Annotated in this window: 13 protein-coding genes; 8 read left to right on the top strand and 5 right to left on the bottom strand. The window is 70.7% G+C overall.

Features of this window, described 5'->3' with window-relative positions; all coding sequences use genetic code 11:
• Positions 1-34: 34 nt before the first annotated feature.
• From M3Q35_RS26280 to M3Q35_RS26250, 7 genes are all read left to right on the top strand, one after another.
• Entirely contained in the window at positions 35-769 is a 735-nt protein-coding gene (locus tag M3Q35_RS26280) for a ribonuclease HII (RefSeq protein ID WP_273944471.1), read from the top strand.
• Complete coding sequence (locus M3Q35_RS26275; RefSeq protein ID WP_043722832.1) at positions 766-1,107, top strand: DUF2469 domain-containing protein; 342 nt, start codon at positions 766-768, stop codon at positions 1,105-1,107. The genes M3Q35_RS26280 and M3Q35_RS26275 overlap by 4 nt, the downstream gene beginning before the upstream one ends.
• A 194-nt stretch (positions 1,108-1,301) precedes the next feature.
• A complete protein-coding gene (locus M3Q35_RS26270) occupies positions 1,302-1,682 on the top strand; it encodes a YraN family protein (protein ID WP_273935192.1) in 381 nt (126 codons plus the stop codon).
• Positions 1,682-3,193, top strand: coding sequence for a YifB family Mg chelatase-like AAA ATPase (locus tag M3Q35_RS26265; protein ID WP_273935191.1), 1,512 nt, complete (start codon positions 1,682-1,684; stop codon positions 3,191-3,193). The genes M3Q35_RS26270 and M3Q35_RS26265 overlap by 1 nt, the downstream gene beginning before the upstream one ends.
• On the top strand, positions 3,193-4,314 hold the full coding sequence (dprA, locus tag M3Q35_RS26260; protein ID WP_379794227.1) for a DNA-processing protein DprA: 1,122 nt from the start codon (positions 3,193-3,195) through the stop codon (positions 4,312-4,314). The genes M3Q35_RS26265 and dprA overlap by 1 nt, the downstream gene beginning before the upstream one ends.
• A gap of 184 nt (positions 4,315-4,498) precedes the next feature.
• Positions 4,499-5,578 carry a tyrosine recombinase XerC gene (locus tag M3Q35_RS26255; RefSeq protein ID WP_273935189.1) on the top strand — a complete coding sequence of 360 codons (1,080 nt, stop codon included), beginning with the start codon at positions 4,499-4,501 and terminating at the stop codon, positions 5,576-5,578.
• A gap of 70 nt (positions 5,579-5,648) precedes the next feature.
• Positions 5,649-6,512, top strand: coding sequence for a FliA/WhiG family RNA polymerase sigma factor (locus M3Q35_RS26250; RefSeq protein WP_379794155.1), 864 nt, complete (start codon positions 5,649-5,651; stop codon positions 6,510-6,512).
• 10 nt (positions 6,513-6,522) lie between these two features.
• Here the strand turns inward: M3Q35_RS26250 and M3Q35_RS26245 are convergent, their stop codons facing one another.
• The 5 genes from M3Q35_RS26245 to M3Q35_RS26225 form a co-directional block, all read right to left on the bottom strand.
• Positions 6,523-7,128 carry a histidine phosphatase family protein gene (locus tag M3Q35_RS26245; protein ID WP_273935187.1) on the bottom strand — a complete coding sequence of 202 codons (606 nt, stop codon included), beginning with the start codon at positions 7,126-7,128 and terminating at the stop codon, positions 6,523-6,525.
• Positions 7,128-7,526: a VOC family protein gene (locus M3Q35_RS26240; RefSeq protein ID WP_273935186.1), complete on the bottom strand. Its 399-nt coding sequence runs from the start codon at positions 7,524-7,526 to the stop codon at positions 7,128-7,130. Before M3Q35_RS26240 ends, M3Q35_RS26245 begins: the two co-directional genes overlap by 1 nt.
• Positions 7,527-7,571: 45 nt before the next feature.
• Complete coding sequence (locus M3Q35_RS26235; RefSeq protein WP_273935185.1) at positions 7,572-8,357, bottom strand: phosphosulfolactate synthase; 786 nt, start codon at positions 8,355-8,357, stop codon at positions 7,572-7,574.
• Between the two features lie 16 nt (positions 8,358-8,373).
• Positions 8,374-9,885, bottom strand: a complete 1,512-nt coding sequence (locus M3Q35_RS26230; RefSeq protein ID WP_273935184.1) for a class I adenylate-forming enzyme family protein — start codon at positions 9,883-9,885, stop codon at positions 8,374-8,376.
• A 140-nt stretch (positions 9,886-10,025) separates the two neighbouring features.
• Positions 10,026-10,421 (bottom strand): M23 family metallopeptidase, encoded by a 396-nt coding sequence (locus tag M3Q35_RS26225; RefSeq protein WP_273935183.1) that lies wholly within the window; start codon positions 10,419-10,421, stop codon positions 10,026-10,028.
• Positions 10,422-11,095: 674 nt separating this feature from the next.
• Between M3Q35_RS26225 and rpsB the strand changes: the two genes are divergently transcribed.
• A complete protein-coding gene (rpsB, locus tag M3Q35_RS26220) occupies positions 11,096-11,944 on the top strand; it encodes a 30S ribosomal protein S2 (protein WP_273935182.1) in 849 nt (282 codons plus the stop codon).
• Positions 11,945-11,946: the final 2 nt, after the last annotated feature.

Raw genomic sequence — 11,946 nt, 5'->3', positions numbered from 1 at the left:
AGTCGCGGGCGACGCGCTCAGGCCGCAGCGGGCGGTGATCCGGGGCAGCACGGGCAACTGGGCTTTGCAGTCGGCGTTGGACCGGCGTGGTTTAGGCCCCGTGGCCGGCGTGGACGAGGCCGGCCGTGGTGCTTGCGCCGGCCCGCTCGTCGTCGCGTCCTGCGTGCTCCGGCCCGGCGATGCCCGCAAGCTCGAGGGACTCACCGACTCCAAGCTGCTCACCGAGCTCGCGCGGGCGCGGATGTACGACCTCGTGCTGGCCCGGGCCGTCGACTTCGCCGTCATCGTCATTCCGGCGGCCGAGGTCGACCGGATCGGCGTGCACGTGGCCAACATCGAGGGCATGCGACGCGCCGTGGCCCAGCTCACCACCCATCCGGGTTATGTTCTGGTCGACGGGTTCAAGGTGCCCGGGCTGACCGCGCCCAGCACGGCCGTGATCAAGGGGGACCAGGTGGCCGCCTGCGTGGCCGCCGCGTCGGTGCTGGCCAAGGTGACAAGGGACCGGATCATGACGGAATTGCACGAGGAGCTGCCGTGTTACGGCTTCGACGTGCACAAGGGCTATTGCACTGCTGAGCACACCGCCGCCCTGAACGAGCACGGTCCGACCGCCGAGCACCGCTGGTCGTACGTGAACGTCGCCGCGGCCGGTCGACTGCACAACATGTGCCCTCCGCACGAGGTGGCACGCCGCGTGGTTCAGAATGGAGCGTCCCCGGAGGTCGGGGTACCTGGCTCACGACGAGGAGGGACGCGGGTCCGATGAGCGCGGAGGATCTCGAGAAGTACGAGACCGAGATGGAGCTTCAGCTCTACAAGGAGTACCGCGACATCGTCGGTCAGTTCTCCTACGTTGTGGAGACCGAGCGCCGGTTCTACCTGGCCAATGCCGTCGACGTCCAGGTGCGCAACGCCGAGGGCGAGGTCTACTTCGAGGTGCGGATGTCCGACGCCTGGGTGTGGGACATGTACCGGCCTGCCCGGTTCGTGAAGAACGTCCGGGTCATCACCTTCAAGGACGTCAACGTCGAGGAGCTCGACAAGCCCGACCTGCGGCTGCCCGAGGACGGCCCCTTCGGCGCCGGCGGCGGCCCCGCCACCTGACGGATGCGTGGAAAGGGGCTCTGCCTACGGGCGGGGCCCCTTTCGCTGTGTCACGCCACGGCCCCCCGCCCACCCAACCATAGAATTCCGGCGCGGGTAGGCGCTTCGGCCGGGTCCTGTGGACAACTCCGAGTTGTCCACAGATGTCCGAATGGCGTCGCGATGACTGCGGCGTTCGGAGCAGTGTCGAGTGCATGACCCGCGATCGACGCAGTGCCCTCACCCCGACCGAACTGGGGCGGCAGGGCGAAGACCTGGCCGCCTTCTTCCTGGAGGGCCAAGGCCTGGTGGTGCTGTCCAGAAACTGGCGATGTCCCGAAGGGGAGCTGGACATCGTGGCCGTGGACGCCCGGGGCCGACTGGTGGTGTGCGAGGTGAAGACGCGCTCGGGCACGGCCTTCGGCAAGCCGGCCGAAGCGGTGGACTACGTGAAGGCGACCCGGATCCGCCGAGTCACCCACCGATGGCGCGCGGCGCATCGCATTCGCTACTGCGACACGCGTTTCGACATCATCTCCATTCTCTGGCCAGGCCACGGGCCGGCGCGCCTCGAGCATCTCCGGGGAGCGTTCTGATGTCGTTGTCGCGCACGTGGTCCGTGGCGCTGCTCGGGGTGGACGGGGTGCCGGTGGAGATCGAGGCCGACGTCAGCCACGGCAAACCCAAAGTCCAACTGCTGGGCCTGCCCGACACCGCCCTGAACGAGTCCAAGGACCGCGTGCGGGCGGCGGTCCGGAACTCGGGACTGGAATGGCCGGACCAGGTCACGCTGGCGCTGTCCCCGGCCGATCTGCCCAAGGGCGGTTCCGGCTACGACCTCGGCCTGGCCTGCGCGGTGCTCGCCGGTGCCGGCAGCGTGCCGCAGACGAAGCTGGTCGGCACCGTGATGATCGGCGAACTGGCCCTGGACGGTCGAATCCGACCGGTGCGCGGCGTGCTGCCACGACTGCTCGCCGCGAAACGGGCCGGACTGAAGTGTGCGGTCGTGCCCAGGGAGTCATTGGCCGAGGCCGCGCTGGTCGAGGGCATCCAGGCGTTCGGCGCCTACCGCCTCGCGGATGTGTTGTCGTGGCTGAAGGACGAGCCGTCCGATCTGGTCGAACCGAGTCCGGTGGAACCGGTGACCAGGACGGCGGTGCTCGATCTTGTCGACGTCGTCGGTCAGCCCGAGGCCCGCTGGGCCTTGGAGGTCGCGGCGGCCGGGGCGCACAACCTGCTGCTCGTCGGGCCGCCGGGCACCGGCAAGACCATGCTGGCCGAACGCATCGTGGGGCTGTTGCCGCAGCTCAGGCCGGACGAGGCGCTGGAAGTGACGGCCATCCACTCCATAGCCGGCGCGCTGTCCACCGACATCCCGCTGGTGACGCTGCCGCCGTTCATCGCCCCGCACCACTCGGCGTCCCTGACCTCGCTCGTCGGAGGCGGCGTCGGCATGGCTCGTCCCGGCGCGATCAGCATGGCCCACCGAGGGGTGCTCTTCCTTGACGAGGCTTGTGAATTCGGCGCTCCGCTGTTGGAGGCGCTGCGCACCGCCACCGAGGAGGGCGAGGTCCGGATCGCCCGTCGGGACGGCGTCGCCCGCTATCCGGCCCGGTTCCAGCTGGTGCTGGCGACAAACCCGTGCCCGTGCGCGCCGATCCGGGAGGTCGACTGCCGGTGCTCGCCCAACGAGCGGCGACGGTACTTCTCGCGGCTCTCCGGCCCGCTGCTGGATCGCATCGACATCCGCACGCGGATGCGCCCCATCCACGCCATGGACGACAGCGACCTCGGGCCGCCGGAAGGGTCCACAACAGTGCGGGAGCGGGTCACCAAGGCGCGCGTGCGAGCCGTAGAACGATGGGCCGAGCACGGCTGGCAGACCAACGCCGAGGTGCCGGGCCCGGCGCTGCGGCGACACTTCCGGCTGCCGGCAAAGGCCATGCGGCTGCTCGACCGGGGCCTGGAGACCGGCTTCGTCAGTGCCCGTGGTGCCGACCGGTGCCTTCGCATCGCGTGGACGCTGGCCGACCTGGCGGCGAAGGACCGTCCCGACGGCGACGACGTCGGGGCCGCCCTGGAGTTCCGGGACCGGAGGGCGGCGTGATGATCGACGACGTCCGGTTGGCCCGGGCTTACCTGCTCCGGGTCGCCGAGCCACCGGCGCCGGAGGTGGTCTCCCTGGTGGCCGACCTCGGGCCGGTGCGGGCCGCCGAGCTGGTCCGGGCCGGCAAGGCGGCCATCGACGAGACGGCGGCCCGCCGGCACCTGGACTTCGCCACGAAGGACCTGGAACAGGCCGCGATCCGGCAGGCCCGGCTGGTGATCCCCGAGGACGGGGAATGGCCGGGCTGGCAGCTGCTGGCCCTGGCCAACGCCGCCGCCCGGGACGTGCCGGGCCTGACGGAGCCGTTGGGGTTGTGGGTGCGTGGCGAGGCCAGGCTCGATGAACTGGTTGACGAGGCGGTGGCGGTGGTCGGTGCCCGGGCTGCCACCAGTTACGGCGAGCAGGTCGCCGCGGAGATCGCCTATGACCTCGCCCAGCGGTCCGTGACGGTCGTTTCCGGTGCGGCGTACGGGATCGACGGCAGTGCGCACCGGGGAGCCCTGCGAGCCGGTGGGGCCACGATCGCGGTGCTGGCCTGCGGCGTCGATGTGGCCTATCCGGTGGGCCACACGGACCTGCTGGTCCGGATCATCGGTCAGGGCGCGGTGGTCAGCGAGTACCCGCCGGGCACGCGGCCGGCCAAACATCGTTTCCTGGTGCGGAATCGGTTGATCGCCGCGCTGGCCGGGGGCACGGTCGTGGTGGAGGCGGGCCGTCGAAGCGGTTCGAGAAACACCGCCGCGACAACGAGTGCGCTCGGTCGGCCGCTGATGGCGGTGCCCGGACCGGTCACCTCGGCGATGTCGGTCGGATGCCACGACCTGTTGCGCACGGCCGGGGCGACCGCGGTGTGCTCGGCGGAGCACGTGATGGCCGATGCCGGACGGATCGGTGTGGACGCAACTACTCGATCGGATGAACCCGCGCGGTCCACCGATGGTCTCGATCGGGTGATGCTGCGCGTGCACGAGGAGTTGCCATCGCGGGGCGGTCTGAGCGCCGAGCGCATCGCGGTCGGTTCCGGCGTGCCATTGTCGCGGGTCAGAGCGTTGCTGCCGGAACTGGAGTTGTTGGGGCTAGTCCAAAAGTGTGAAGCGGGGTGGTGCCGCGGAACGGGATGAACGGGCAGAGGCCACTCCAACGGGTGTGGCGATGCTTGACCACGAACGGGTTGCGGCGCACCGTGTTGGGCTATGTGCCGTCACACGAGGGTCATCCGCGCGGGTGGACATCACGGAATCGGGCGGGTCGTCTCGCTGAGGCCGCAGGCCGCCTCGCCGCTCGCGGGGATGTGACACGCGTTCGATGCCCTCTTCACGACGGCCGGCCGGGCCGGAGCTGATCCGGCTCCGCCAGCGGCTGCCCGCTGACGTCGAGGCGGTGCTCGCGGACTACGAGCGGCACCTCCGGCTGGAGCGCAACCTTTCCGAGCACACCGTGCGCGCCTACCTCGGCGATGTGGTGTCCCTGCTGGGACATCTGGCCCCGGCCACGCCGCCGGACGCTGACGCCGGCAATGCGACCGTCGGCAACCGTGACGCCGATGAGCGTGACGGCGATAGCAGTGCCGTGGGCGATGACGGCCTTGGTGCCGAGGAAGGGTCGCTGCCGGTCGCGGTGGCCGACATCGATCTGGCGGCGTTGCGCGGCTGGCTCGGTGGGCTTCGCGCCGCCGGGGCGAGCCGGTCGACGCTGGCCAGGCGGTCGGCGGCGGCCCGGACGTTCACCGCGTGGGCGCGCCGGCGTGGGCACCTGGCGACCGATCCGGGGCAGCTGCTGATGGCGCCGCGGCCGCATCGGACGCTGCCCGGGGTGCTGCGGCAGGAGCAGGCCGCCGCCATGCTGGCGGCCGCCGAGAGCGGGGCCGCCGAAGGCGCGGCGGTTGCTCTGCGTGACCAAGCTCTGTTGGAGCTCCTCTACGCCACCGGCGTCCGGGTGTCGGAACTGTGCGGCCTGGACCTGGCCGATGTGGACTACTCCAGCCGAGTGATTCGCGTGCTCGGCAAAGGCAACCGTGAACGCGTCGTGCCCTTCGGCGCACCGGCCGAGCGGGCGCTGCGTCGCTGGCTCGACGAAGGGCGATCCGCCCTGGTCAGGCCCGGTTCGCCGGCCGCGCTGCTGCTCGGCGCGCGGGGTGGCCGGCTCGATCAGCGGACCGCCCGCAAGATCGTGCACGGTGCCGTCGGTGCGGTACCCGGAGCAGTCGACACGGGGCCGCACGGCCTAAGGCACTCGGCCGCAACGCACCTGCTGGAAGGGGGAGCGGACCTGCGGACCGTCCAAGAGCTGCTCGGTCACGCTACGCTAGCCACCACGCAGCTCTACACCCACGTCACCGTCGAACGGCTTAAGGCGATCCATGAGCGAACCCACCCCCGTTCCTGAGGACGCCGGGGGAGGTTCCCGCACGGCAACCGTGCCCTCCCTGGAGACACGCGCCCCGGAGACGACAGCGATGCGCAACGGCAGCCACGGCTCGGCCGCCGGTGGCTCGCGGGGCTCGTATGGTGCGGGCCAGCCCGACGGGGTCCTTCCCGGTGACCAGCGCACGGCCGACGACGTCGAAGCGGGCATCGTCGCGCTGTGGCGCAGCTACGGCGCGAGCCGGGCCCAGGAGCTGCGGGACCGGCTGGTGCTGCACTACGCGCCGCTGGTCAAGTACGTCGCCGGCCGGGTCGGCACCGGCCTTCCGGCACACGTGGACGTCGGCGACCTGATCCAGTCCGGCATCTTCGGTCTGGTCGATGCCATCGAGAAGTTCGAGCCCGAGCGTGGCCTGAAGTTCGAGACCTACGCGATGCAGCGCATTCGTGGTGCCATCCTGGACGACCTGCGCTCCCAGGACTGGGTGCCCCGTTCCGTCCGCAGTCGTGCCCGCGACGTCGAGCGCGCCCTCGAACGCCTCGGTGGCCGCTTGCAGCGCACCCCGACCGACTCCGAGTTGGCCACCGAGCTGTCCATCACCATCAGCGAGCTGCGGGAGCTCTATGCCCAGCTCCAGCTGACCAGCGTCGTCGCGCTGGACGAGCTGATCGCCGCCGGCCGCGGCACCGCCTCCCTGGCCGAGACGCTCCCCGACGACTACGCCGAGGATCCCGTCGCCAACCTGGTCGACCAGGACAGCCGACGCCAGCTCGCCGACGCCATCGCCCAGCTGGCCGAGCGCGACCGCATCGTGGTCACCCTCTACTACTTCGAGAATCTGACCCTGGCCGAGATCGGTCGCGTCCTCGGCGTCACCGAGTCCCGGGTGTGCCAGCTCCACACCCGCGCCGTGCTCCGCCTGCGCACCAAGCTCGCCGAGCAGTCGGAGAGTTGAGCCGACGCGGTCAGCTCACGGCGCTGATCGTGATCGACGTGACCGATGCGTTGTCCACGCCGATGCGGGGGACCGGGACGCCGGGCGTCGGTGGCTCGGCGGTGGCGGCCATGCGCACCGGGCCGCCATGGGTGACCAGCACGATGTCGAGGCCGGGACGGGCTTCGGCGTGCCGGCGGAAGGCGCGGTGCACCCGGTCGTACATGTCGGCGATGCTCTCGCCGGTGTCCGGGCGCAGGAACGGCTCGCGCCACAGACGGTCGACGGTGTCCTGGGCGGTCGGGTCGTCGGCGAACGGCGAGTCGAGCCGTTGGCCCTCCAGCACGCCGAGGTTCTGCTCGCGGATCTCGGGATCGAACTCCAGGGGCAGGTCGAGGCGAGCGGCGATGATCTCGGCCGTTTCGCGGGCGCGGACCAGGTCGCTGGCGATGACGGCGGTGGGGCGCACGGGACGTTCGGCCAGCAGGTCGGCGGTGAGCTGGGCCTGGGCCCGGCCGGCCGCCGTGAGGCCGCCGGCCTCGGCCGACTGGCCCTGGATCCGGCCGGCCAGGTTCCATGTGCTCTCGCCGTGGCGGACCAGGTGCAGGACCGAGGGGCGTGTCGTCACGTCGGTCATCAGTACTGCATGCGGGGGTCGTCGTAGTTCTTGAACTCGATCACGTTGTTCGACGGATCGGCCAGGAACAGCGTGCGGTGCTGCTCGGCCGTGCCCTCGAAGCGGATCGACGGGCCGGACAGCACCCGCAGCTTGCGGTGCTCGACCAGCCGCACCAGCCGGTCGAAGTCCTCGGCCTGGGCGAAGCTGACGCCGAAGTGCCGTGGATAGGCCACCGCCTCCGCCGGCACGTCATCGCACAGGTGGCAGACCAACTGGTCGCCGAAGAAGTCCAGGGTGATCCGGTCCTCGTAGCGGCGGGCCAGCTTCGCGCCCAGCCCGAAGACGTAGTACTCCAGCGCCTCGTCCAGGTCCCGGGCCGGGACGGCGATGTGGCAGGCGTCGTACTGGTTGCGCATCCTCGTCTTTCCTTTGTTGTGTAAGGGTTTCGGTAGCAGAAGCCGCTAGTTGGAGTGGCTGAGCGAGCGGGCGCTGGCGACGCCGGTGGTGAGCGCCAGCAGGGTGTCGCCACGGAGACCGCGGCGCAGCGTCTCGACGCCGACGACGTCGTGGGTGGCGATGTTGCCCAGGTTGACCTGCGGGCCGACGGTGCGGATGAGCTCGACCTGGAGTTCCTTGGTCGGGGCCTCGAACATGACGGTGGCGGGATCGAGGGCGTCGAGCACGGCACCGAGGACGTCGGTGCGCATCTGGCCGTCGGAGTTGGCGATACCGCTGCGGCCGCTCTCCCGGGCCTCGGTGATCACCATGGCCGCCCCGGCGTCGAGGTCCTCGCGCAGGGCCTCGACCCAGTCGGCCGGAGTGAGCAGGGCGGAGCGGTCGGCGTCCTTGTAGCCGACCTCGGACAGCACGGGCCGGTGGGCCGACATCCGGCGCACGTAGTCGGCCTTGCTGCGCTGGTCGAGGGGAATGGTGCCGTTGGAGACCTCGATGTGGGTGGCCTCGGTCCGGTCGACCAACGCGAGGTAGTCGGCCAGCTGGTCGGTCCACACGGCGTGCTCGAACAGCGTGCCGCCGAAGTAGAAGTCGATGCCGGACTCGCGGAGCACGGCCGCCTTGCGGTCGATGTCCTTGGTGACCAGTGCGGTGCCCCAGCCGAATTTGACCAGGTCGACGAGGTGCCCGTGGCTCTGGATGACGTCGGTGAAGACACCGGTCGGCAGGCCGGGGTCGATCATCATGGTGGTGCCGTGCACGCCCTGCTCATGCGGTGCCTCCTGGACTCGCAACGGTTGTTCGACGACGTCATCGCGCGCCCCCGGCGGTCGCCAGCTCGGCCCGCAGCGCGCGGCGCAGGACCTTGCCGGTGGGCCCGGTCGGCAGCTCGGCGGTGACCTCGATGGTGGTCGGGCGCTTGTACCGGGTCAGCGCCCGCTCGCAGAGTTCGTGCAGGTCACGGGCGAGTTCCTCGGCCCGTGCGGCGGGATCGGCGGTGACGAAGGCGACGGCCACCTGCCCGAGCCGCTCGTGCGGGGCGCCGACGACCGCGGCTGACCGCACGGCCGGGTGCCCGAGCAGCACGTTCTCGATCTCCAACGGATGGATCTTCTCGCCGCCCCGGTTGATCACGTCGTCGGCGCGGCCGGCCAGCCGGACGAAGCCGGCCTCGTCACGAACCCCGAGGTCGCCGGTGAGCAGCCAGCCGCGAGCGTCGCGGGCCGGCCGGGTGCGCTCGGGAACGTCGGCCGACAGGTCGAGGTAGTGGCTGACGACCTGCCGACCCCGCAGCGCGATCATGCCCTCCTGACCGGGCGCGACCGGGCGGCCGTCGGGGCTCAGCACGGACAACCCGACCCCGACCGGCAGGCCGACGGAGCCGATGCGACGGTCGGCAGCCTCGATCGGGTTGGCGGTGATCTGCCCGGCCGCCTCGGTCATGCCGTACGTCTCCAGCACACCGATTCCCGTGTGCTCGGTGAACGCGCGCAGCGTGTGCTCCGGTAGCGGCGCGGATGCCGACCGCGCGAACCGGATGCCGCGCACCACGTCCTCACCCGGCGCGGGCGCGGCGGCCAGCGACGCGAGGATGGCGGGCACGGCGTTCAGCCAGGTCGGCCGCCACTGCTCGACACGGTCCCAGTACGCCTTCACGTCGAACCGGCGGTCGACCACCAGCGAGGATCCGCTGACGACGTTGGCGAGCAGGCCCATCACCTGCGCGTTCACGTGGAACAGCGGCAGCGGCGTGTAGCCGCGCTGGTCGGGGCCGAACCCGTGATGGCGGGCGACCCGCCGTGCGGCGTGCATCAGCTGCCATTCGGACAGCGGAATGCCCTTGGGCGCGCCCGTCGTGCCGGAACTGGCCAGCAATACCGCCGGACGAAGTGCGGCACCATCACTCGGCCGAGCGGCCGAGTTCGCCGACCGCACCGGAACCGGACCCAATTCGGTCAGTGACCACAATTCGATTTCCGGGCCGAATGCGTCCGGTTCGTCGGTGGCGATCACATCGACGCGAAGTCGCGAGATCGCAGTGGACAGTTCCGACTCGGTGAGCCGTGGATCGAGCGGCGCCGCCGTCAGTCCGGCCGCGAGCACGCCCAGATAAGCGGCGGTGAACGCGAGCGGATCGGTGGCCACGAGCCCGATCCGGGCCCGCTGCGGCAATGCCGTGGCACGACCGGCCGCGCGCCAGAGCGCCGCCTGCGACGCCAGCTCCGACCAGGTCAACGACCGGCCGTCCGCGCCAACGACGAACGCCTTGGACGTTGGCCGTTCCTGCGCCCGTGCGGTCAGCAGCCGGGACACCACTGCCATGCGGCCTCCTCACGGTGTGGGATGACCTGATCGATTCTTGACTTGGTCGATGTGAGTCGCTTGGGAGCAACTTAAGAACCTGCTGTGCGCGACCGATTTGGGGGAATTGGGGGCCGATCGACAGCTATTCGACAGCGAATTCAGGTCCCTCCTGTCAGCGGTGGCTCACGCCATGGCAACAGCCGTACGCGTTGCGTCGACAGCAGCCGCAACGGATCCAGGTATTCACCGCCTCGCCGCGCACCCCAATGGAGACAGGCCGTCGCACAGCCCTCGTGACCGGGCATCAGCCGCCCCACCTCCTCGCCGCGGCGGACCCACTGTCCGACCGTCACCTCCGGCCGGACCGGCTCGTACGTGGTGCGGACGCCGCCCGCGTGGGTCACCGCCACCACGCCCCGGGTTGCCACCGGGCCGGCGAAGGAAACCACCCCGTCCGCCGCCGCCAGCACCGCTTCGCCGTCGGTCCCTCCCAGGTCGACGCCGCGATGGCCAGGGCCGTACGGGGTCGAAGGGAGCTGGAACCGCCGCAGCACCTGATGTGGCGGCGCGATTGGCCACGCGTAGCGAGGAAAAGGAGGGAAAGAGGGGGCAGTGGATGGGAGCAAGGCGAAGGCGCGGGTGGCGAAGGGCCGGCAGGCGGGGCAGTGGGCGAAAGAGAAGGACAGGGAGGTGAAGGAGTTGGGGAAGCGGAGAGAGAAGGGGGTGATGGGGAGGGAGAGAGCGTCGCGGCTGGGAGCGCATCGGCGGCTGGGACACCGGCAGCCAGGGCGAAGCCGCAGAGGGCGACCAGGACGGTGGTGGCCTGGGTGAGGGTGGCCAGGGCGAGGGTGGCGAGGGCGGGCATGGGGCCAGCGTCCACCTCCGCGACCGGGGCGGTCGGCGGCGATGATCGAATTGTGGACAACCCGGGTGGCGGCCTGGGGGCTGTGGACAACCGGGAGCCCGATTCGGGCGTTGGCGGGGTTCGGGCGTATGCTTGCCCCGCGACCTGTCTATCGCGGGTCGACTTCGCGTGCCAGCGCTTACCCCTGATCAACGGGGTGAACGCCGTCCGGCGGTCTCGAAGGCAGTGGCTCCTCGCGAGAGGTGGCGCGGCCGGCGGGTTCGGGCGGTGGGCCAGGCACCAGGGCACTGGGTCACCCGACCCGTTGCGTCAACCGAACCGCGCGCCACCCGGCGCGCACGACACCAAGAGGTGCAACCGGCCATGGCCGTCGTCACCATGAGGCAGCTGCTCGACAGCGGCGTCCACTTCGGGCACCAGACCCGGCGCTGGAACCCGAAGATGAAGCGCTTCATCTTCACCGAGCGCAACGGCATCTACATCATCGACCTGCAGCAGACGCTGTCGTACATCGACCGCGCCTACGAGTTCGTCAAGGAGACCGTCGCGCACGGCGGCTCCATCCTGTTCGTCGGCACCAAGAAGCAGGCGCAGGAAGCGATCGCCCACGAGGCGCTGCGGGTCGGCATGCCGTACGTGAACCAGCGCTGGCTGGGCGGCATGCTCACCAACTTCACCACCGTGCACAAGCGCCTCCAGCGGCTCAAGGAGCTGGAGTCGATGGAGCAGACGGGTGGCTTCCAGGGTCTCACCAAGAAGGAGATCCTCATGCTCACCCGTGAGAAGGACAAGCTGGAGAAGACCCTCGGCGGTATCCGCGACATGTCCAAGGTGCCCAGCGCCGTCTGGATCGTGGACACCAAGAAGGAGCACATCGCCGTCGGCGAGGCGCGCAAGCTGAACATCCCGGTGGTGGCCATCCTGGACACCAACTGCGACCCGGACGAGGTCGACTACCCGATTCCGGGCAACGACGACGCGATCCGCTCCGCCACCCTGCTCACCAAGGTGGTCGCCGAGGCCGCGGCCGCCGGCCTGATCGCCCGCTCGGGCGCCCGCACCCAGCCGGCCGACAAGCCGGGCTCGGTCGAGGAGCCGCTGGCCGAGTGGGAGCAGGAGCTCCTGGTCGGCGCGAACGCCGAGACCGCCGCGCCGGCGCCGGCCGCTGAGGCCGCCCCGGCCGCCGCGACCGAGGTCACCGCCCAGTCCTGACC

The sequence above is a fragment of the Kutzneria chonburiensis genome (assembly GCF_028622115.1).
Taxonomy (GTDB): Bacteria; Actinomycetota; Actinomycetes; order Mycobacteriales; family Pseudonocardiaceae; genus Kutzneria; species Kutzneria chonburiensis.
This window is presented reverse-complemented; position numbering and strand designations above follow the sequence as displayed.

Excerpts from the sequence above, each read along its gene's own strand:
- M3Q35_RS26275 (WP_043722832.1), top strand. The coding sequence starts at position 766 with ATGAGCGCGGAGGATCTCGAGAAGTACGAGACCGAGATGGAGCTTCAG.
- M3Q35_RS26270 (WP_273935192.1), top strand. The coding sequence starts at position 1,302 with ATGACCCGCGATCGACGCAGTGCCCTCACCCCGACCGAACTGGGGCGG.
- M3Q35_RS26265 (WP_273935191.1), top strand. The coding sequence starts at position 1,682 with ATGTCGTTGTCGCGCACGTGGTCCGTGGCGCTGCTCGGGGTGGACGGG.
- dprA (WP_379794227.1), top strand. The coding sequence starts at position 3,193 with ATGATCGACGACGTCCGGTTGGCCCGGGCTTACCTGCTCCGGGTCGCC.
- M3Q35_RS26255 (WP_273935189.1), top strand. The coding sequence starts at position 4,499 with ATGCCCTCTTCACGACGGCCGGCCGGGCCGGAGCTGATCCGGCTCCGC.
- M3Q35_RS26250 (WP_379794155.1), top strand. The coding sequence starts at position 5,649 with ATGCGCAACGGCAGCCACGGCTCGGCCGCCGGTGGCTCGCGGGGCTCG.
- M3Q35_RS26245 (WP_273935187.1), bottom strand. The coding sequence starts at position 7,128 with ATGACCGACGTGACGACACGCCCCTCGGTCCTGCACCTGGTCCGCCAC.
- M3Q35_RS26240 (WP_273935186.1), bottom strand. The coding sequence starts at position 7,526 with ATGCGCAACCAGTACGACGCCTGCCACATCGCCGTCCCGGCCCGGGAC.
- M3Q35_RS26230 (WP_273935184.1), bottom strand. The coding sequence starts at position 9,885 with ATGGCAGTGGTGTCCCGGCTGCTGACCGCACGGGCGCAGGAACGGCCA.
- rpsB (WP_273935182.1), top strand. The coding sequence starts at position 11,096 with ATGGCCGTCGTCACCATGAGGCAGCTGCTCGACAGCGGCGTCCACTTC.